General features: G+C 70.5%; 14 protein-coding genes. 4 read left to right on the top strand and 10 right to left on the bottom strand.

The window, feature by feature from the left end:
• Window positions 1-286 precede the first annotated feature (286 nt).
• The 3 genes from NON19_RS17165 to thyX all read right to left on the bottom strand — a co-directional run bounded on the left by NON19_RS17165 (window position 287) and on the right by thyX (window position 3,937).
• Window positions 287-1,972: a ribonuclease J gene (locus NON19_RS17165; RefSeq protein ID WP_255929038.1), complete on the bottom strand. Its 1,686-nt coding sequence runs from the start codon at window positions 1,970-1,972 to the stop codon at window positions 287-289.
• Window positions 1,973-2,091: 119 nt separating this feature from the next.
• On the bottom strand, window positions 2,092-2,991 hold the full coding sequence (gene dapA, locus NON19_RS17160) for a 4-hydroxy-tetrahydrodipicolinate synthase (protein ID WP_255929037.1): 900 nt from the start codon (window positions 2,989-2,991) through the stop codon (window positions 2,092-2,094).
• A gap of 208 nt (window positions 2,992-3,199) precedes the next feature.
• Window positions 3,200-3,937, bottom strand: a complete 738-nt coding sequence (gene thyX / locus NON19_RS17155; RefSeq protein WP_255929036.1) for an FAD-dependent thymidylate synthase — start codon at window positions 3,935-3,937, stop codon at window positions 3,200-3,202.
• A 172-nt stretch (window positions 3,938-4,109) separates the two neighbouring features.
• Between thyX and NON19_RS17150 the strand changes: the two genes are divergently transcribed.
• Complete coding sequence (locus NON19_RS17150) at window positions 4,110-4,352, top strand: hypothetical protein (RefSeq protein WP_255929035.1); 243 nt, start codon at window positions 4,110-4,112, stop codon at window positions 4,350-4,352.
• 141 nt (window positions 4,353-4,493) lie between these two features.
• Here the strand turns inward: NON19_RS17150 and NON19_RS17145 are convergent, their stop codons facing one another.
• Complete coding sequence (locus NON19_RS17145; protein ID WP_255929033.1) at window positions 4,494-5,438, bottom strand: LysR family transcriptional regulator; 945 nt, start codon at window positions 5,436-5,438, stop codon at window positions 4,494-4,496.
• A 122-nt stretch (window positions 5,439-5,560) separates the two neighbouring features.
• Between NON19_RS17145 and NON19_RS17140 the strand changes: the two genes are divergently transcribed.
• Together NON19_RS17140 and NON19_RS17135 are read left to right on the top strand one after the other, a co-directional pair.
• Window positions 5,561-6,793: an MFS transporter gene (locus tag NON19_RS17140; RefSeq protein WP_255929032.1), complete on the top strand. Its 1,233-nt coding sequence runs from the start codon at window positions 5,561-5,563 to the stop codon at window positions 6,791-6,793.
• A gap of 70 nt (window positions 6,794-6,863) precedes the next feature.
• Window positions 6,864-7,412, top strand: a complete 549-nt coding sequence (locus NON19_RS17135) for an SCO5741 family PH domain-containing membrane protein (RefSeq protein WP_255929030.1) — start codon at window positions 6,864-6,866, stop codon at window positions 7,410-7,412.
• A 193-nt stretch (window positions 7,413-7,605) separates the two neighbouring features.
• Here the strand turns inward: NON19_RS17135 and NON19_RS17130 are convergent, their stop codons facing one another.
• The 6 genes from NON19_RS17130 to eccD all read right to left on the bottom strand — a co-directional run bounded on the left by NON19_RS17130 (window position 7,606) and on the right by eccD (window position 14,691).
• Window positions 7,606-8,046 carry a tetratricopeptide repeat protein gene (locus tag NON19_RS17130; RefSeq protein ID WP_255929028.1) on the bottom strand — a complete coding sequence of 147 codons (441 nt, stop codon included), beginning with the start codon at window positions 8,044-8,046 and terminating at the stop codon, window positions 7,606-7,608.
• 4 nt (window positions 8,047-8,050) lie between these two features.
• Entirely contained in the window at window positions 8,051-8,806 is a 756-nt protein-coding gene (gene dapB / locus NON19_RS17125) for a 4-hydroxy-tetrahydrodipicolinate reductase (RefSeq protein ID WP_255929026.1), read from the bottom strand.
• 34 nt (window positions 8,807-8,840) lie between these two features.
• The gene (locus NON19_RS17120) at window positions 8,841-10,223 is read right to left on the bottom strand and encodes a M16 family metallopeptidase (RefSeq protein WP_255929024.1); all 1,383 of its coding nucleotides are present in this window, start codon (window positions 10,221-10,223) and stop codon (window positions 8,841-8,843) included.
• The gene (locus tag NON19_RS17115) at window positions 10,220-12,451 is read right to left on the bottom strand and encodes a polyribonucleotide nucleotidyltransferase (protein ID WP_255929022.1); all 2,232 of its coding nucleotides are present in this window, start codon (window positions 12,449-12,451) and stop codon (window positions 10,220-10,222) included. The genes NON19_RS17120 and NON19_RS17115 overlap by 4 nt, the downstream gene beginning before the upstream one ends.
• Before the next feature lie 390 nt (window positions 12,452-12,841).
• Window positions 12,842-13,129, bottom strand: coding sequence for a 30S ribosomal protein S15 (gene rpsO / locus NON19_RS17110; protein WP_255929020.1), 288 nt, complete (start codon window positions 13,127-13,129; stop codon window positions 12,842-12,844).
• 119 nt (window positions 13,130-13,248) lie between these two features.
• The gene (eccD, locus tag NON19_RS17105) at window positions 13,249-14,691 is read right to left on the bottom strand and encodes a type VII secretion integral membrane protein EccD (protein WP_255929018.1); all 1,443 of its coding nucleotides are present in this window, start codon (window positions 14,689-14,691) and stop codon (window positions 13,249-13,251) included.
• 167 nt (window positions 14,692-14,858) lie between these two features.
• Between eccD and eccCa the strand changes: the two genes are divergently transcribed.
• A complete protein-coding gene (gene eccCa / locus NON19_RS17100; protein ID WP_255929016.1) occupies window positions 14,859-18,812 on the top strand; it encodes a type VII secretion protein EccCa in 3,954 nt (1,317 codons plus the stop codon).
• Window positions 18,813-18,851: the final 39 nt, after the last annotated feature.

The following is an 18,851-nucleotide window of genomic DNA, read 5'->3' as shown; positions in this document are numbered from 1 at the left end:
CGAGACCGTCTCACCGGCCCCTCCGGGCTTTCCCTTCGGTTTCTCCAGCTTATCAGACCCTTTCCGGCCCGATTCCCGCTGGCGGGATTTCACTGCTTCGCGTTCCTGCCTTTCGGCTTTCGCGCTCTCCGACTTTAGCAGAAGCTTTCCGCCGGATTTCCCACCCACACGAGCCACCCACCGGACACAGACGTGTCCGCTGGCACTCGGCGAGGCGGGGAGATGACAACGTACTGGAGCGGGGCGCCAGGATGCAAATCCGGGCGCCCCGCGCGATGACGATCCGTCAGACCTCTACGACGACAGGCAGGATCATCGGGCGACGGCGGTAGGTGTCGGAGACCCACTTGCCGACGATCCGTCGGATGAGCTGCTGCACCTGGTGCGGTTCCAGGACGCCGTCTTCGGCCGACCTGAGCAGCGATTCCTCGATCTTCGCCGAGACCGGCGCGAACGCCCCGTCCTCAATGCCCGAGCCGCGCGCCTGGATGTCAGGGCCGCCGACGACCTTGCCGGTCGTGCTGTCCACCACCACGAAAATCGAGACGATGCCCTCGTCGCCGAGAATGCGGCGGTCCTTGAGCGAGGTCTCGGTGACATCGCCGACCGAGAGGCCGTCGACGTACACGTATCCCGCCTGCACCTTGCCGGTGATCTTGGCGGTGCCGTCGACCAGGTCCACGACCACGCCGTCCTCGGCGATGACCGTGCGCTCCCGCGGAATGCCCGTGGCGATGCCGAGATCGGCGTTGGCCCGCAGATGGCGCCATTCACCGTGCACCGGCATGAGATTGCGCGGCTTGCAGATGTTGTAGAAGTACAGCAGCTCACCGGCCGACGCGTGGCCGGAGACATGCACCCGGGCGTTGCCCTTGTGCACGACGTTGGCGCCCCAGCGGGTCAGCCCGTTGATGACCCGGTACACCGAGGCCTCGTTGCCCGGGATCAGCGAGGAGGCCAGCACCACGGTGTCGCCCTCGGCGATCCGGATCTGGTGGTCGCGGTTGGCCATGCGGGACAGCGCCGCCATCGGTTCGCCCTGCGAGCCGGTGCAGATCAGCACGATCTCCTCGTCCGGCAGGTCGTCCAGCGTCTTGACGTCCACCACCAGCCCGCCGGGGACCCGCAGATATCCGAGGTCGCGTGCGATGCCCATGTTCCGCACCATCGAGCGGCCGACGAACGCCACCCGGCGCCCGTACTCGTACGCCGCGTCGAGGACCTGCTGGATGCGGTGCACATGGCTGGCGAAGCTGGCCACGATGATGCGGCGCTCGGCCTTGGCGAAGACCTGCCGCAGTACCGGCGAGATGTCGCGCTCGTGCGGGATGAAGCCGGGGACCTCGGCGTTGGTGGAGTCCGACAGCAGCAGGTCGATGCCCTCCTCGCCGAGCCGGGCGAACGCGGGCAGGTCGGTGAGGCGGCCGTCCAGCGGAAGCTGGTCCATCTTGAAGTCGCCGGTGTGCACGACCATGCCCGCGGGGGTGCGGATGGCGACCGCGAGGGCGTCCGGGATGGAGTGGTTGACGGCGACGAACTCGCAGTCGAACGGGCCGATGCGCTCCCGGCGGCCTTCCTCGACCTCCAGCGTGTACGGCCGGATGCGGTGCTCCTGCAGCTTGGCCTCGATCAGGGCGAGGGTGAGCTTCGAGCCGATGAGCGGGATGTCGGGCTTCTCGCGCAGCAGGAACGGCACGCCGCCGATATGGTCCTCGTGCCCGTGGGTGAGGACGATGCCGACCACGTCGTCGAGGCGGTCCCTGATGGAGCTGAAGTCAGGCAGGATCAAATCGATTCCGGGCTGCTCCTCCTCGGGGAAGAGCACCCCGCAGTCGACGATCAGCAGCCGACCACCGTATTCGAAGACCGTCATGTTGCGGCCGATCTCACCGAGACCGCCGAGCGGGGTGATGCGCAGACCGCCCTGCGGCAGGGCAGGCGGCGCCGCGAGATCAGGGTGCGGATGGCTCAAAAGTGTCTCCTTACCACTCGCGCCACGTGCCCTACGCGGGATCGTGGCGCGAGTGCGTCGTGCTGTGGTTCTGGTCCGGTATTCAGTTCTGGTCCGGTATTCGGTTGTGAAGTCTTTTGTTAAAGCTGTACCCCGCCTGCGCCGAGATCCCTCTTCAGCTGCTCGGTCTCGTCCTCGGACAGTTCCACCAGGGGCAGCCGCAGCGGGCCCGCGGGCAGGCCCTTGAGGGCGAGGGCGGCCTTGACGGTGATGACGCCCTGGGTGCGGAAGACGCCGGTGTAGACGGGCAGCAGCCGCTGGTGGATCTCCAGGGCCTTGGCCACGTCACCCGCGAGGTAGGCCTCGACCAGGGCACGCAGCTCCGGGGTGACCAGGTGGCTGACGACCGACACGAAGCCGACCGCGCCGACCGACAGCAGCGGCAGGTTGAGCATGTCGTCGCCGGAGTACCAGGCCAGGCCGCTGCGCGCGATGGCCCAGCTGGCGCGGCCGAGGTCGCCCTTGGCGTCCTTGTTGGCGACGATGCGGGGGTGTTCGGCGAGCCGGACGATGGTCTCGGTCTGGATCGGGACACCGCTGCGGCCCGGAATGTCGTAGAGCATCACCGGGAGGTCGGTGCTGTCGGCGATGGCGGTGAAGTGCCGGTGCAGGCCCTCCTGGGTGGGCTTGCTGTAGTACGGCGTCACGGTGAGCAGGCCGTGGGCTCCGGCCCGTTCGGCCTGGCGGGCGAGTTCGACGCTGTGCCGGGTGTCGTTGGTGCCGACACCGGCGACGACGAAGGCGCGGTCGCCCACCGCTTCCCGTACCGCCCGGACCAGCTGCTCTTTCTCCGCATCGCTGGTGGTCGGGGACTCGCCGGTGGTGCCGTTGAGGATCAGGCCGTCGTTGCCTGCGTCCACCAGATGGGCGGCCAGGCGCTGTGCGCCGTCGACGTCGAGGGCGCCGTCCGCGGTGAACGGCGTGACCATTGCGGTCAGGACCCGCCCGAAGGGGGTCTGCGGTGTGGAGGTCGGAGCCATGGGTCCAACGCTACTCGTAGCGAGTACGGGGGTGCCCCCTCGGGGACCTTTCATGGCTGCCCCAAGGGCTGCTCAGAGGATTCCGGCGCTGCCTGCTCGGGGGTCCAAGCAGCACCGGAATCCGTTTCTGCAGCCTAGATGAACTTCACCAATGCCCGCAATTTGGACACTTGGCGCCTTGTTCCGGTGGTCCGCCCGTCAGCGTGCGTCACGGAGCGATGCGTCCGTTGGCGTTGAAGGCGGCGTGGGTCAGCGGCATGAGCCTGGCCCACTCCGCCTCCATCTGCTCGCCCACCATCTCGATCTCCCGCTGCGGGAAGGACGGCACCTTGGCCAGCTCGTGCTGGGTGCGCAGACCGATGAAGTGCATCAGCGAACGGGCGTTGCAGGTGGCGTACATCGAGGAGTACAGGCCGACGGGCAGCACCGAGCGGGCCACCTCACGGGCCACACCGGCCGCCAGCATCTCCTGGTAGGCGTCGTAGGCGTGGCGGTAGGAGTCCGCCATCACCCGGCCGGTCAGTTCGTGCTGCGCCGGGGTGCCCTCGACGAAGACGTACTTGCCGGGACGGCCCTCCTGCACCAGTTTGCGGCTCTCGTCCGGCAGGTAGAACACCGGCTGCAGTTCGCGGTAGCGGCCGGACTCCTCGTTGTACGACCAGCCGACGCGGTGCCGCATGAACTCGCGGAAGACGAAGATCGGCGCGCTGATCAGGAACGTCATCGAATTGTGCTCGAACGGGCTGCCGTGCCGGTCGCGCATCAGGAAGTTGATGAGCCCCTTGGACCGTTCGGGGTCCTTGGTCAGCTCGTCGATGGACTGCTCACCCGCGGTGGACACTCGCGCCGCCCACAGCACGTCCGAGTCGGCCGCGCTGTGCTTGACCAACTGCACGGTCATGTCACTGCGGAACCGTACGGCGGTCTCAGTGGAGGTGTCGGTCACCAATGGTCCTTCCTGCCTGCGGTGGTCGCCTGGGGACGCCCAGGGACGGCGCCAAGCTTACGTCGAAGAACTCCTGCGGATTCCGGGGGAAACGGGCACTACCGGGCGGCTTCGTACGTTTCCCGGACGGACGCTGAAGCAGGCGGGAGCCTACGACCAGGGAGGGTGCCCTATGTTCCGCCGGGGAGAGCCGGTTCCGTTCGCCTTCGTCGCCGAGGCGGACCGCTTCCGGAGCAATGTGACTCCTCCCCCGCGAGAACGTGCCACCCGCGCCCAGCTCGCCGGACGTGTGCTCGCCACGCTCACCGTGGTCGCCTCCCTGGTGGGCGCCGTCATCCTCGGCACGCCCGCGCTGCAGGCACACCAGCCGGACACCACGGGCCAGCGCTCCACCGGCACCGCGCAGCACCGCTAGGCGCTCCGCTGGGAGTGCGGCGATGTGCCGTCGATCGTCAGCGGTGCCGTTGTGGCTGGTCGCGCCCACGCGGCGGAGCCGCACATGAACACAGCCCCGCGCCCCTTCAGGGCGCACCGCAGCGGGCTTCGCCCGACCTGCCTAACACCCCGGCTGCTGGTGCCGCCTCGCCCATGCCGGTGTCCAGGTGCCGGGCTGGTCGAGCGGTGGGGTGCCGAGGTAGGCGCGCAGGGCGGCGAGTGCGGGGTGCGGGTTGTCGCGGCGCCAGATCAGTGAGTGCGGGTAGACCGGTGTCGGGTCGCGCAGGGCGATGCGCCGCAGGCCGTAGTCGGCTGGCCACAGCAGCCAGGTCTGCTCGCCGACGAAGGTCGCCACGGTCGCGGAGTCGGCGATCACGTCCAGCAGCGGCTCTGTGCCGTAGTTGGGGCCGACCAGGTCGATGGTGAGCCCGAAGGCGGCGGCCAGTTCGTCGTAGTACGCGGCCGACTCGGTGCCCGTGGCGAGGCCGGGCATCCAGATCCGGTGCCCGACGAGCTGGGCGGGCGTGACCGTACGGGCGGCGGCGAACTCATGGGCCGGGCCGGTGAGTAGTTGCACGGGCTCGTCGTACACCCGGGCGGCCTCGATCTCGTCGGGCAGCTGTCGCCCCGGCATGGTGACGGCCCGGAAGGACGCGTCGATCGTGCCGGAGCGCAGAGCGTCGACGGCCGCGTCGGCGTCGTGCAGGGTCACGATGTCGAGCTCGGTGTCGGGGTGCGCGCGGTGGTAGTCGCGCAGCAGGACCGCCGGTGCCAGCCGACGGCCGATCACGTCGACGCGCAGCGCCCTGCGGCCGGGACGTAGCGAGGCGGCGGCCCGTTCCTCGGCCCGCAGCAGGTCGCGGGCGTACGGCAGGAACGCCTGACCGTCGATGGTGAGCCGGGCTCCGCGCGCGGTACGGGCGAACAGTCGGACGTCGAACTCCTTCTCCAGCGCGGCGATGCGCTTGGAGACCGCCTGCTGGGTGATGCCCAGGTCGGCGGCGGCCTCCTGGAACTGGCCCGCCTCGGCGGCGGCGACGAAGGTGCGCACGGCGTTGAGGTCCACGCCCCAGTTGTACAACGGACGGTTGTGGCTGGGGCTCGGTCGGTTGTTTGCTCCGCTGGTCGGCCGCTTGCTTAGATCTCGCCGGTCAACGTCGGGTTGTGCGGTGAGGGGCGGGGGGCTGGGTGGGCAGGCGGTCGCTGGGGCGGCGGTTCGGGTGGCTGTGGACGGCTTACGCGGTCAGCGCGTTCGGTACGGGGCTCGGGTTCGGTGCCTTTCCGCTGATCGCGATCCTCGTGCTGCACGCCGGGACCGCGGAGGTCTCCGCGCTGTCGGCCGCGGGAACGGTGGTGGGGGCGGCCGTCGCCGTGCCGCTCGGGCCGTGGATGGAGTACCGCCGCAAGCGTCCGGTGATGGTCGCGGCGGACCTGGCCCGGTTCGGGGCGCTGCTGAGCATCCCGGCCGCGTTCGCGCTCGGCTGGCTCAGCTTCGTCCAACTGCTGGTCGTCTCGGTGGTGGTCGGCGCGGCCGACATCACGTTCAAGGCGGCCAGCGGCGCACATCTGAAGGCGCTGGTACGGCCGGAGGACCTGCTCGTCGCCAACGCCCGCATGGAGTCGACGAGTTGGACCGCCATCGTGCTCGGACCGCCGCTCGGCGGGGCCGCGATCGGGCTGTTCGGACCGGTGACGACCGTGCTGGCCGACGCGGTCAGCTATCTGCTGTCGGCGTTGGGCATCCGGGCGATCGGCGGACAGGAGCCGCGCCCCGCGCGGGCGGACGCGCCGCGGCTGCGCGCCGCCGACCTGCTCGACGGGTGGCGGTACATCCTGCGCCACCCGGCGCTGCGGCCGCTGTTCCTCAACACGGTTCTGTCCAACGGCCTGATCATGGCGACCGAACCGCTGCTCGCCGTGCTGCTGCTCGGCCGCCTGGGGTACGCGCCCTGGCAGTACGGCCTGACCTTCGCGCTGCCGTGCGTCGGGGGCCTGGTCGGCTCACGGCTGGCCCGTCGGCTCGTCGCGCGGTTCGGGCAGCACCGGGTCCTGTTCGCCTCCGGGGTGCTACGGGCGTGCTGGTTGCTCGGGTTGGCGTTCATCCGGCCCGGCGTCGCCGGGCTGGTGCTGGTCATGGGCGTCGAGTTCGGGCTGATCTGCTGCTGCGGAGTGTTCAATCCGGTGCTCGCCACCTACCGGCTGGAGCGGACCGCGCCGGACCGGATCGCCCGCACCCTGTCCGCGTGGTCGGTCACCGGCAAGGTCACCATCGCGGCCCTGACCGCCCTGTGGGGCCTGCTGGCCAGCGTCACGAGCCCGCGCACCGCGCTCGGGCTGGCCGGTGTCGCCATCCTGGCCACCCCGCTGCTGCTCCCGCGACGCGAGCGCTCGGTGCCCGAGGTGGCGCCGAGCCGCGCCTGACCGCCCGCCGAGCGGCGCTGGTAGCCTCACCCGGCACAGATGCCTGTCCGACGGAAGGGACGTCGACGCCGTGCCCCTGTCCTTCCTCACCGACCAGTCTTCGGAGGCCGCGCCCACCGCGCGGCACCACCACCATGCCGCGCCGGACGGCGACGACCGCTGGACGCGGCCGTACCGGCCCGGTCCCTGGCGGGTGGCGATCGCCTCGCTGCTGCTGGTGCTCGCCTCGTACCTGCTGTTCGCCGGGGTGATCGAGGCGGCGGCGGGCAGCGCGTCCGGCGCCGGAGCGTGCCTGGGCGTTGCGGTGCTGGTGATCGCCGGGGCGCTGCGGTCGCTGCGGATGGGCGTCTGGGTGAGCGGCCGGGGGGTGCGGCAGGTGGGCCTGCTGCGTACGACGACGGTGCCGTGGAGGCGGGTCGGCACGATACGTACCGCGCAGCAGCCGGTGCGGTGGTTGGCGCTGCCGCGCACGGTTCAGGGGCAGGCGCTGGTACTGCACGGGACGGGCGAGCCGCGCACTTTGATCACCGACCACAACGCGGATTTCCTCGGCAGGCCCGAGGCGTTCGATCTGGCCGCCGACACGGTCGAGGAGTGGGCGGCGCGACACCGGCGGTGAACTCCCCTGTGATTGCGGTCAGTTGAGACCGCCGGTCTCCGCCGTGGTGGTTGCTCGCCGTCGCTGCGGAGATTTTCTACCGTCTCACCTGCGGCCAGCCGTACGGCGTGTATGGCAAGAACTGTCCGCCGCGACGGCGAGCAACCACGTACAAGTGCCCGGCGGTGCCGAACCAACCGCAACCGGAACCGAGTTACTTCCCGTCATGCAGCGCGATGGCCCGCTGCATAGCCTTCCGAGCGCGAGGCGTGTCCCGCGCGTCGTGGTACGCGACCGCCAGCCGGAACCAGCAGCGCCAGTCGTCCGGGGACGCCTCCGTCTCCGCCTTCCGCCGGGCGAAGACCGCGTCGGCGGAGGATCGGTCGATCCGGCCGCCGGGAGTGCGCGCCAACTCGTCCACCGGCAGGCCCCCTTCGGCGTCCAGTTCCTTGGCGAGTTGGTCCGCGCGGTGCGCGAAGCGCGTTGTCTGCCACAGGAACCAGGCGCCGATCAGCGGAATGACCAGCACGGCCACGCCGAAGGCGACGGTGACCGGCGTGCCCTGCTCGATGAGCACCACACCCCGGTCGCCGGCCAGGACGAAGTAGACGACCAGGACGGCGGCCAGGACGAAATACGTGATCTTGGCGCGCACGTCGTCAGTCCAGATCCATGAAGTGTTCGAGCCCGAAGGTCAGCCCCGGCACCTCGCCGACCCGGCGGGCGGCCAGCAGGATGCCCGGCATGAAGCAGCTGTGGTGCAGCGAGTCGTGCCGGATGGTGAGCGTCTCCCCGGCGTCGCCGAACAGCACCTCCTGGTGGGCGAGCAGCCCGCGCAGCCGCACCGCGTGCACCGGCACCCCGGCCACGTCCGCGCCGCGGGCGCCCTCAAGGCCGTGCGTGGTCGGGTCCTGCTGCGGCGGGATGCCCGCCTTCTCCCGTGCCGCGGCGATGAGTTGGGCGGTGCGGGTCGCGGTGCCGGACGGGGCGTCCGCCTTGCCGCGGTGGTGCAACTCGACCACCTCGACGGACTCGAAGAACCGCGCGGCGAGCTGCGCGAACTTCATGCCGAGCACCGCGCCGATGGAGAAGTTCGGCGCGATCAGCACTCCGGTGGACGGCGAGTCGGCCAGCCAGCCGCGCAGCGTGGCGAGCCGCTCGTCGGTCCATCCGGTGGTGCCGACCACCGCGTGGATCCCGGCTCGCACGCAGAACTCCAGGTTGCCCATCACCGAGTCGGGGTGGGTGAGTTCCACGGCGACCTGGGCGCCCGCGGCGGTCAGCGTCTCAAGCGAGTCGCCCCGCCCGAGCGCGGCCACCAGTTCCATGTCGTCGGCGGCCTGCACGGCACGTACCGCCTCGGAGCCGATGCGTCCGCCCGCTCCGATGACGGCTACCCGCAGCTTGCTGCTCATCTTTCGCGCTTCCTCCGGTTCAGGGGCCGAGTTCTCAGGCCACGGCCTCGTGCAGCCGGGCCGTCTGCTTGCCCAACGGGCCGATCGCGGCCAGCGACGGGCGGGCGTCCAGCACATCACGCGCCACCGCCCGTACGTCGTCCGGGGTGACCGCGGCGATCTTGGCCAGCATCTCGCCCACCGACAACTGCTCGCCCCAGCACAGCTCGCTCTTGCCGATGCGGTTCATCAGGGCCCCGGTGTCCTCCAGGCCCAGCACGGTGGAGCCGGACATCTGCCCGGCGGCCCGCCGCAACTCCTCGTCGGACAGCCCGTGTTCGACGATGTCGTGCAGCTGGTCGCGGCAGATCTTCAGCACCTCGCCGGTCTTGTTCGGCGCGCACCCCGCGTACACCCCGAACAGGCCGCAGTCGGCGAACGAGGAGGTGTACGAGTACACCGAGTAGGCCAGGCCGCGCTTCTCCCGGACCTCCTGGAACAGCCGGGAGCTCATACCGCCGCCCAGCGCGGTGTTGAGCACGCCGAGCGCCCAGCGCCGCTCGTCGGTGCGGGACAGTCCGGGCATGCCGAGGATGACGTGCGCCTGCTCGGTGCGGTGGTCGAGCAGTTCGACCCGTCCCGCACTGCGCACCAGACGGGAGCCGGAGCGCGGCGGGGTCGGCAGCGCCTGCGGGTCGCCGAGCGCGCCCGCGCGTTCGAAGGCGCGCCGCACCTGGCGCACCACCTTGCCGTGGTCGATGTTGCCCGCGGCGGCGACGACCAGGTTGGGGGCGCCGTAGTGCCGGTTGTAGAAGCGGGCGATCTGGTCCCGGGTGAGCGCGTTGATGGTGTCGACCGTGCCGAGCACCGGACGGCCGAGCCGGGAGTCGCCGAGCACCGCGGTGGTGAACAGGTCGTGCACCTGGTCGCCCGGGTCGTCCTCGGTCATCGCGATCTCTTCCAGGACCACGCCGCGCTCGGCGTCCACGTCCTCGGCGGTGATCAGCGAGCCGGTGAGCATGTCGCAGATGACGTCGATGGCCAGCGGCAGGTCGGTGTCGAGCACCCGCGCGTAGTAGCACGTGTACTCCTTGGCCGTGAACGCGTTCATCTCGCCGCCGACCGCGTCGATCGCCGCGGAGATGTCCAGCGCGGTACGCCGCTCGGTGCCCTTGAAGAGCAGGTGCTCCAGGTAGTGCGTGGCGCCGTTGAGCTTGGGCGTCTCGTCCCGTGAGCCGACGCCGACCCATATGCCGAACGTCGCCGAGCGCACGGTCGGCAGGGTCTCGGTGACGATCCGCAGGCCGCCCGGCAGGATGGTGCGGCGGACCGTGCCGCCGCCGTCCTCGCCCTTGAGCACGGTGCGGGTGGTGGTACGGGGGACGGCCCGCCCCTCGGAAGAGGTGCGGGCCGTCCCACGGTGTGTTGCCGAGGTCACTTGGCGGACTCGTCCTTCGCGGCGTCGTTCTCGCCGTCCTCGCCGTCCTCGCCCTCGATGACCGGGATCAGCGACAGCTTGCCGCGCTGGTCGATCTCGGCGATCTCGACCTGGACCTTGGCGCCGACGCCGAGCACGTCGTCCACGTTCTCCACGCGCTTGCCACCGGCGAGCTTGCGGATCTGCGAGATGTGCAGCAGACCGTCCTTGCCCGGCATCAGCGAGACGAACGCGCCGAACGTGGTGGTCTTGACGACCGTGCCCAGGTAGCGCTCGCCGACCTCGGGCATCGTCGGGTTGGCGATGCCGTTGATGGTGGCGCGGGCGGCCTCGGCGGCCGCGCCCTCGGAGGCGCCGATCAGCACCGTGCCGTCGTCCTCGATGGCGATCTCGGCGCCGGTGTCCTCCTGGATCTGGTTGATCATCTTGCCCTTGGGGCCGATGACCTCACCGATCTTGTCGACCGGGATCTTGATGCTGATGATCCGCGGCGCGTTCGGGGACATCTCGTCCGGAACGTCGATCGCCTCGCTCATCACGTCCAGGATGTGCAGTCGCGCGTCCCGGGCCTGCTTCAGCGCGGCGGCCAGCACGGAGGCGGGGATGCCGTCGAGCTTGGTGTCGAGCTGCAGCGCGGTGACGAAGTTGCGGGTACCGGCGACCTTGAAGTCCATGTCGCCGAACGCGTCCTCGGCACCCAGGATGTCGGTGAGCGTCACATAGTGCGTCTCACCGTCGATCTCCTGCGAGATCAGGCCCATGGCGATACCGGCGACCGGGGCCTTCAGCGGCACACCGGCGTTCAGCAGCGACATGGTCGACGCGCACACCGAGCCCATCGAGGTCGAGCCGTTGGAGCCCAGCGCCTCGGAGACCTGGCGGATGGCGTACGGGAACTCCTCGCGGGTCGGCAGCACCGGGATCAGCGCCCGCTCGGCCAGCGCGCCGTGGCCGATCTCGCGGCGCTTGGGCGAGCCGACGCGGCCGGTCTCACCGGTGGAGTACGGCGGGAAGTTGTAGTTGTGCATGTAGCGCTTGCGCGTCTCGGGCGACAGCGTGTCCAGCTGCTGCTCCATGCGCAGCATGTTCAGCGTGGAGATGCCCAGGATCTGGGTCTCACCGCGCTCGAACAGCGCCGAGCCGTGCACCCGCGGCACGACCTCGACCTCGGCGGACAGGGTGCGGATGTCGGTGACACCGCGGCCGTCGATGCGGACCTTGTCCTTGATGACGCGCTCGCGCACCAGCTTCTTGGTCAGCGCGCGGTAGGCGGCGGAGATCTCCTTCTCGCGCCCCTCGAACTGCGGCAGCAGCTTCTCGGCGGCCACCGCCTTGACCCGGTCCAGCTCGGTCTCGCGGGCCTGCTTGCCGGCGATGGTCAGGGCCTGGGCCAGCTCGTCGCGGACCGCCTCGGTCAGCGCCTCCAGGACATCGTCCTGGTAGTCGAGGAAGATCGGGAACTCGGCGACCGGCTTGGCGGCCTTGGCGGCGAGGTCCGACTGGGCCTTGCACAGCGCCTTGATGAACGGCTTGGCGGCCTCCAGACCGGCGGCCACGACCTCCTCGGTCGGCGCCTCGGCGCCGCCCTCGACCAGCTTGATGGTCTTCTCGGTGGCCTCGGCCTCGACCATCATGATCGCGACATCGCCGTCGTCGAGGGTACGGCCCGCCACGACCATGTCGAAGACGGCCTCTTCCAGCTCACTGTGGGTCGGGAAGCACACCCACTGGCCACGGATCAGCGCCACGCGCACACCGCCGATCGGGCCGGAGAACGGCAGACCGGCGAGCTGCGTGGAGCAGGAGGCGGCGTTGATGGCGACCACGTCGTAGAGGTGGTCGGGGTTGAGCGCCATGACCGTGGCGACGATCTGGATCTCGTTGCGCAGGCCCTTCTTGAAGGACGGGCGCAGCGGGCGGTCGATCAGGCGGCAGGTGAGGATCGCGTCCTCGGAGGGGCGGCCCTCACGGCGGAAGAACGAGCCGGGGATCCGCCCGGCCGCGTACATCCGCTCTTCGACGTCCACCGTCAGCGGGAAGAAGTCGAGCTGGTCCTTGGGGTGCTTCGACGCGGTGGTGGCCGACAGGACCATGGTCTCGTCGTCCAGGTACGCCACGGCGGAACCGGCGGCCTGGCGGGCGAGACGGCCCGTCTCGAAGCGGATGGTACGGGTGCCGAAGGAACCGTTGTCGATGACGGCGTCGGCGTAGTGGGTCTCGTTCTCCACTATGGGGATTCTCCTTGTGTCCGCCCCCGGGCAACCGCCCGGGGACCCTCTGCGGTGGAGCGCCGCACGTGCCGACTCACGGTCCCGGCCGGGCCGGTCTTCGATCGAAGCCACCGGGTGCCGCGCAAGCGCGCTGCCCGGGGGCCACTACCGAGGACCGGCGCCTCTGGCACCGACTCTGCGGTCGGCTGGCGCGGGCGCTCCTCCTTCTTCAGAAGCCTCTACCCGAGGCTTCTCCAGTGTGAAGTTGTCTTCTGTGCGAAGTCGCCTTCGTCAGGTGGTACCGGGGCCAGCCTACAAAGCTTGCGGTCCGGGCACATGCGCGGCGGAGTCACACATACGGCAAAGGGAGCGGCCCCCAGGTCTGGGAACCGCTCCCTTCACGGCGTCTTACTTGGCGCCCGCCGCACCGCGGCGGATGCCGAGGCGGTCGACCAGGGTACGGAAGCGCGTGATGTCCTTCTTCGCCAGGTACTGCAGCAGGCGGCGGCGCTGGCCGACGAGCAGCAGCAGACCACGGCGGGAGTGGTGGTCGTGCTTGTGGGTCTTCAGGTGCTCGGTCAGGTCCGAGATGCGCCGGGTCAGCAGCGCGACCTGGACCTCGGGGGAGCCGGTGTCGCTCTCCGAGGAACCGAACTCGGCGATGATCTGCTTCTTCGTGGCGGCGTCGAGCGACACGCGTACTCCTTCAGGTTTCGTTGTCCGCGAGCGCCCCTGGTCTTCATCACAGACGGGTCTTCGATGACTCGGCGGACAGCCGCATGTGGGCATGCAGCGGTCACCCAGAGTACCAGCCGTTACCCGGAGGTCATTCCGCGGGCCGCCGCGTACACGTTCAGCACCGCCAGGCACAACGGTACGAGACAGAGCAGCACCGCGCCCTCGACCAGGTCCAGCAGTCGGCCCCAGAACGGCGAGACGCCCTTCTTCGGCACGATCAACGCGATCGCGGTGAGCAGCCCCGCGCCCGCCGCGACACTGGCGGCGAGCCACACGGTGCGGATGTCGACCTGGGCGCTGTTGCCGGTGAGCAGGTCGCGCAGCAGGCTCGCCGGAGGATTGAGGGACAGCCCCAGCACCAGCAGGCAGATCGCGGCCAGCCCGGCCACCAGCAGGCAGCCGACCTGCGCGGTGTAGCGGAACAGCCGGGCCCGCAGCAGCGTGGCCACCCCGACGGCCAGCGCCAGCAGCTGCGCCCAGACCGAGTGCGTGAAGCCGAGCACCGCGGCGCAGCCCACCACCACCGCGGAGCAGCCGCCGACCAGGCCGAGCAGCATCTCGTGGCCGCGCCGGGCGCGGGCGGCGACCTTCTCCTCGTCCACCGGCTCGTCCCGGCCCTCCGAACCCTCGGCGCGCGGCGCGGTGTAGCCGATCGGCAGCCGGGCGAACCGGGCGGACAGCGCGGGCAGGAACGCGGTGACGGCGATCGCCGCGACCGCGCACACCGCGGCGGTCTCGGTGGCGGACGCCTGGGTGAGGATCCCGGCGAAGGTGGCCAGCGTGCCGACGCCGGAGACGAACGCGGCCGCCACGAACGGGGCATCACCTTGCGGGGTGAAGGCGATCAACAGCGTTGACACCACCAGCACGGTGACGCAGCCCAGCAGGAACTGCAGCCGCCCCTGCCCCTGTCCGGGGTCGGCGGCGATGATGCCGGATCCGGCGATCATCAGCAGCGGCAGCGCGGCGAGCCCCAGCGCGACGGCCGAGCCACGGTCCTGGTAGACCCGGGCGCGCACCGCCGACAGCGCGGTCAGCAGCACCCCCGCGGCGCCCGCGATGATCCCGGGCAGGCTGTGCATGTCGTGCCGTACCGGGTCGGCGAACCACAGCACGAAGCCCATCAGGGCCAGCAGCAGCACACCGCCGACCAGTCCGGCCGCGCGCATCAGATCGTCGCTCCAGCGCCGCAGGTCGCGGGTGACGGCGGAGGCGACGGCGTCCACCACGTCGTCGTAGACCGCGGGCGGCAGCGACTCGGCGAACGGCCGCAGGGAGAGCAGTTCACCGTCCAGCACGCGCTGCGCGGCGAGCGAACGCGCGCCGTCCAGCACCGTGCCGTCCCGCCGCACCAGGTGCCAGCCGGTGGGCACGCCGTCCGCCTGCGACTGTCCGGACAGCCGAAGGATCTCGGGGTAGACATCGGCGAGCGCGATGTCCTCCGGAAGGGCGACATCGATACGGCTGTCGGGTGCGACGACGGTGACCCGGCAGAAGCCGGTCCCTGCGGTCGTGCTCACCTCGCGGTTCCCCCTAGCGTGCGTACGGCGTGGCAGGTGCGGCTCGTCACCCTATCGGGATGGGAAGTTGGCATGCCCAGTAGGATCGGCCCCCGCGCGGAGGGAGGCCGTCGCCAGGGGGGCGCCGGTGCGCAACTGTCGTCTCCGCATTGAGGATTGATGCATCGGTGAGTGTGGTCGTCGTCAAGCGCCCGCCCCGGGCGGTACCGCCCGAGGTCCCGACCGAGGAGGTGCGACTGGAGACCCCTCCCGAACTGCCCCGGACCCAGGACCAGGGCATGTTGATGGCCCTGTTGCCGATGCTGAGCATGGCCTCGTCGGCCGCCTTCTTCTTCATGCCGGGCCAGCAGGCGTTCATGAAGGTCATGGGCGGTTTGATGGTGGCCTCCACGGGCGCGATGGCCATCGCCCAGGCGGTCAAGATGCGCCAGGGTCCCAGCGGCCAGATGTCGCAGGCCCGCCGCGACTACTTCAAGTACCTGGCGCAGGTGCGCAAGCAGGTCCGCAAGACGGCGGCCGCCCAGCGCGCCGCCCAGTTCCACCAGCACCCCGCCCCCGACCAGCTGTGGTCACTGGTCGCCGAGGGCAAGCGGGTGTGGGAACGCCGCATCAACGACGAGGACTTCGCCCAGGTGCGCATCGGCCTCGGCCCGCAGCAGCTGGCGACCCCGCTGGTCGCGCCGACCACCGCGCCGGTGGACGAGCTCGAACCGCTGACCGCCGCCGCGATGCGCCAGTTCCTCTCCGCGCACGGCGCCCTCGACGGCCTGCCGATGGCGATCAGCCTGCGCTCCTTCTACCACCTGACCATCTCCGGCGCCCCCGACTCGGTCTACGGCGCCGCCCGCGCCATGCTCGCCCAACTCACCGCCCTGCACTCGCCGGAGGACCTGGTCATCGCGGTGGTAGCGGGCCGCGGCGCGGCGTCGGAGTGGGAGTGGGTGAAGTGGCTTCCACACACCCAGCTTCCGGGGGCGCTGGACGGGGCGGGGACGCGGCGGCTGTTCCTGGACGATCTGGGCGAGTTGGAGGAACTGCTGGCCAACCGCCTCGACGGGCGACCCCGGTTCAGCCGCTCCGGTCAACCGCTGCTGGACCAGCCGCATGTGGTGGTGGTACTGGACCACGGTTCCGTCCCGCCGGACTCCGTACTGGCCAGCGCCGAGGGGCTGCAGGGGGTCACCCTGGTCGAGGTGGTCGCGGGCGAGTTGGACGAGGCGCGCGGCGGGCTGTCCATCGTGGTGCACCCGGACTCGCTGTGGCTGGAAGCCCTGGGCACCTCCGCCTACGAGGGCGTGCCCGACCTGCTGTCGGCCGTCGAGGCCGAGGCGCTGGCCCGCCAGTTGGCACCGCTGCGGATGGGTGGCGGCGACGATGACGAACCGCTGCTGGCGAACCTGGACTTCACCGACCTGCTGGGGCTCGGCGACGCCGCGACGGTGGACGTCGCCCGCACCTGGCGGCCGCGTGCGCAGCACGACCGGCTACGGGTACCGATCGGCGTCGGCGAGGACGGCGAGCCGGTGATGCTGGACCTCAAGGAGGCGGCGCAGGAGGGCATGGGCCCGCACGGCCTGTGCGTCGGCGCGACCGGCTCCGGCAAGTCGGAACTGTTGCGCACACTGGTCCTGGGCTTGGCGGTCACCCACTCCTCCGAGACGCTGAACTTCGTCCTCGCCGACTTCAAGGGCGGCGCGACGTTCGCGGGCATGGCCGAACTCCCCCATGTGGCGGCCGTGATCACCAACCTGGCGGACGACCTGACGCTCGTCGACCGCATGCGGGACTCGATCACCGGTGAACTCCAGCGCCGCCAGGAGCTGTTGCGGGCATCGGGCAACTACGCCAACATCCACGACTACGAGCGGGCGCGGGCCGCCGGAGCCGCCCTGGAGCCGCTGGCGTCGCTGGTCCTGGTGATCGACGAGTTCAGCGAACTCCTCACCGCCAAGCCCGAGTTCATCGACATGTTCATCCAGATCGGGCGCATCGGCCGGTCGCTGGGCGTGCATCTGCTGCTCGCCTCGCAGCGCCTGGAGGAGGGCAGGCTGCGCGGCCTGGACACCTACCTGTCGTACCGGATCGGCCTGCGCACCTTCTCCGCCGCCGAGTCGAGGGCGGCACTCGGCGTGCCGGACGCGTACCACCTGCCGTCGGTGCCTGGCTCCGGGTATCTGAAGTTCGGCACCGACACCATGGTGCGGTTCAAGGCCGCCTACGTATCCGGCAGTTACCGCACCGGCAGCACGTCCCGCCCGGGCGACCCGCTGCCGGTGGAGCGGCGCCCGGTGCGCTTCAGCGCCGCGTACGTGCCGGTGGTCTACGCCGCGCCCGCACCGGACTTCTGCGCGGCCACGGCGGGCGTGGACGAACCGGTCTCGGACACCGTGCTGGACGTGATCGTGCGCCGCTTGGACGGCCAGGGGCCGCCCGCCCACCAGGTGTGGCTGCCGCCGCTCAACGAGGCGCCCGCGCTGGACCAGTTGCTGCCGCCGCTGTCGGCGCTGGCGGAGCGCGGTCTGACCGCGCCGGAGTACCCGGCACTGGGCAGGCTGGTGGTGCCCGTCGGTCTGCTCGACAAGCCCTTCGAGCAGCGTCGCGACGTGCTGTACCGGGACTTCTCCGGTGCCGCGGGCCACATGATGGTCGTCGGCGGCCCGCAGTCCGGCCGTTCGACGCTGCTGCGCACCGTGATCAGCGCCTTCGCCCTCACCCACACCCCGCAGGAAGTCCAGTTCTACGGGCTGGACTTCGGCGGAGGTGCCATGGTCGCGCTGGACGGACTGCCGCACCTGGGCGGCGTCGCCACCCGTCTGGACGGCGACAAGGTCCGGCGTACGGTCGCGGAGGTGGCCGGGATCCTCAACCGGCGTGAGGCGCTGTTCCGTCGCGAGTCCATCGACTCCATAGCCACCTACCGCAAGCGCCGGGCGGCCGGTGAGCTGCCGGGCGAGCAGTGGGGCGATGTCTTCCTGGTGATCGACGGATGGGGTTCGTTCAAGACCGACTACGAGATGCTGGAGCCGGTCGTCACCGACATCGCCGGTCGCGGCCTCGGTTTCGGGGTGCACGTCATCATCACCGCCTCCCGCTACATGGAGGTCCGCCCGGCCCTGAAGGACCTGCTGCTCAACCGGCTGGAGCTGCGCCTCGGCGACCCCGGCGACTCGGAGATCGACCGCCGTACCGCCGTCAACGTGCCGATCGGCACGCCCGGTCGGGGCCTGACCACCGAGCGGCTGCACTTCATGGCGGCGCTCCCCCGGATCGACGGCTCCTCCTCGGCGACGGACCTGTCCGAGGGCACGGCGGACTTCGTGCGCACGATGGTGGCCAACTGGTCGGGGGCGTTCGCCCCGAAGGTGCGCATGCTGCCGACCAACCTGCCCGCGGGGAGGCTGCCGAAGGGCTTCGAGTTCCCCGAGCGGGGTCTGGCGATCGGCGTCGACGAGAACGACCTGGAACCGGTATTCGTCGACTTCGACAGCGATCCGCTGTTCCTGGTCTTCGGTGACAGCGAGTCCGGAAAGACCGCACTGCTGCGGCTGCTCATCAAACAGATAACCGAGCGGTACACCCCCGAAGAGGCCCTGATCGTCGTCGGCGACTACCGGCGCGGCCTGCTGGGAGCCGTACCCGACCCGCATCTGCTCCAGTACGCGGCGGCGCCCAGCGCGCTGCAGAACCACATGGAGCAGATCAACACCATCATGTCGCGGCGCGTACCCGGCCCCGACATCACCCCGCAGCAACTACGCGACCGCAGTTGGTGGTCCGGCCCGCAGGCGTTCGTCGTCATCGACGACTACGACCTGGTCGGCACGGCCTCCAACAATCCAATGCTCGCGGTACTGGAGAACCTCCCGTACGTCCGCGACATCGGCATCCGCTTCATCGTCGCCCGCAGCTCCGCGGGCGCCAGCCGCGCCTCCTACGAGCCCTTCATCCAACGCTTCAAGGAACTCGGCGCCCAGGGCGTCCTCCTGTCCGGCGACCCGGGCGAGGGCGAACTCCTCGGCAACGTCCGCGCCCGCCCGATGCCACCGGGACGGGGTTACTTCGTCTCCCGGCGCCGGGGCAGCCGACTCATCCAGACGGGGTGGCTGGCGCGGGAGAACTAGCCTCGTGCGCCACGCATTTGAAGTCCGCACCGCCCGCGG

Origin of the sequence: Streptantibioticus rubrisoli (assembly GCF_024436055.1) — a bacterium.
In the GTDB taxonomy this organism is placed as follows: Bacteria; Actinomycetota; Actinomycetes; order Streptomycetales; family Streptomycetaceae; genus Streptantibioticus_A; species Streptantibioticus_A rubrisoli.
This window is presented reverse-complemented; position numbering and strand designations above follow the sequence as displayed.

What these genes read in the sequence shown, in the direction of transcription:
- dapA (WP_255929037.1), bottom strand. Translation starts at nt 2,991, where the DNA reads ATGGCTCCGACCTCCACACCGCAGACCCCCTTCGGGCGGGTCCTGACC.
- NON19_RS17150 (WP_255929035.1), top strand. Translation starts at nt 4,110, where the DNA reads ATGTTCCGCCGGGGAGAGCCGGTTCCGTTCGCCTTCGTCGCCGAGGCG.
- dapB (WP_255929026.1), bottom strand. Translation starts at nt 8,806, where the DNA reads ATGAGCAGCAAGCTGCGGGTAGCCGTCATCGGAGCGGGCGGACGCATC.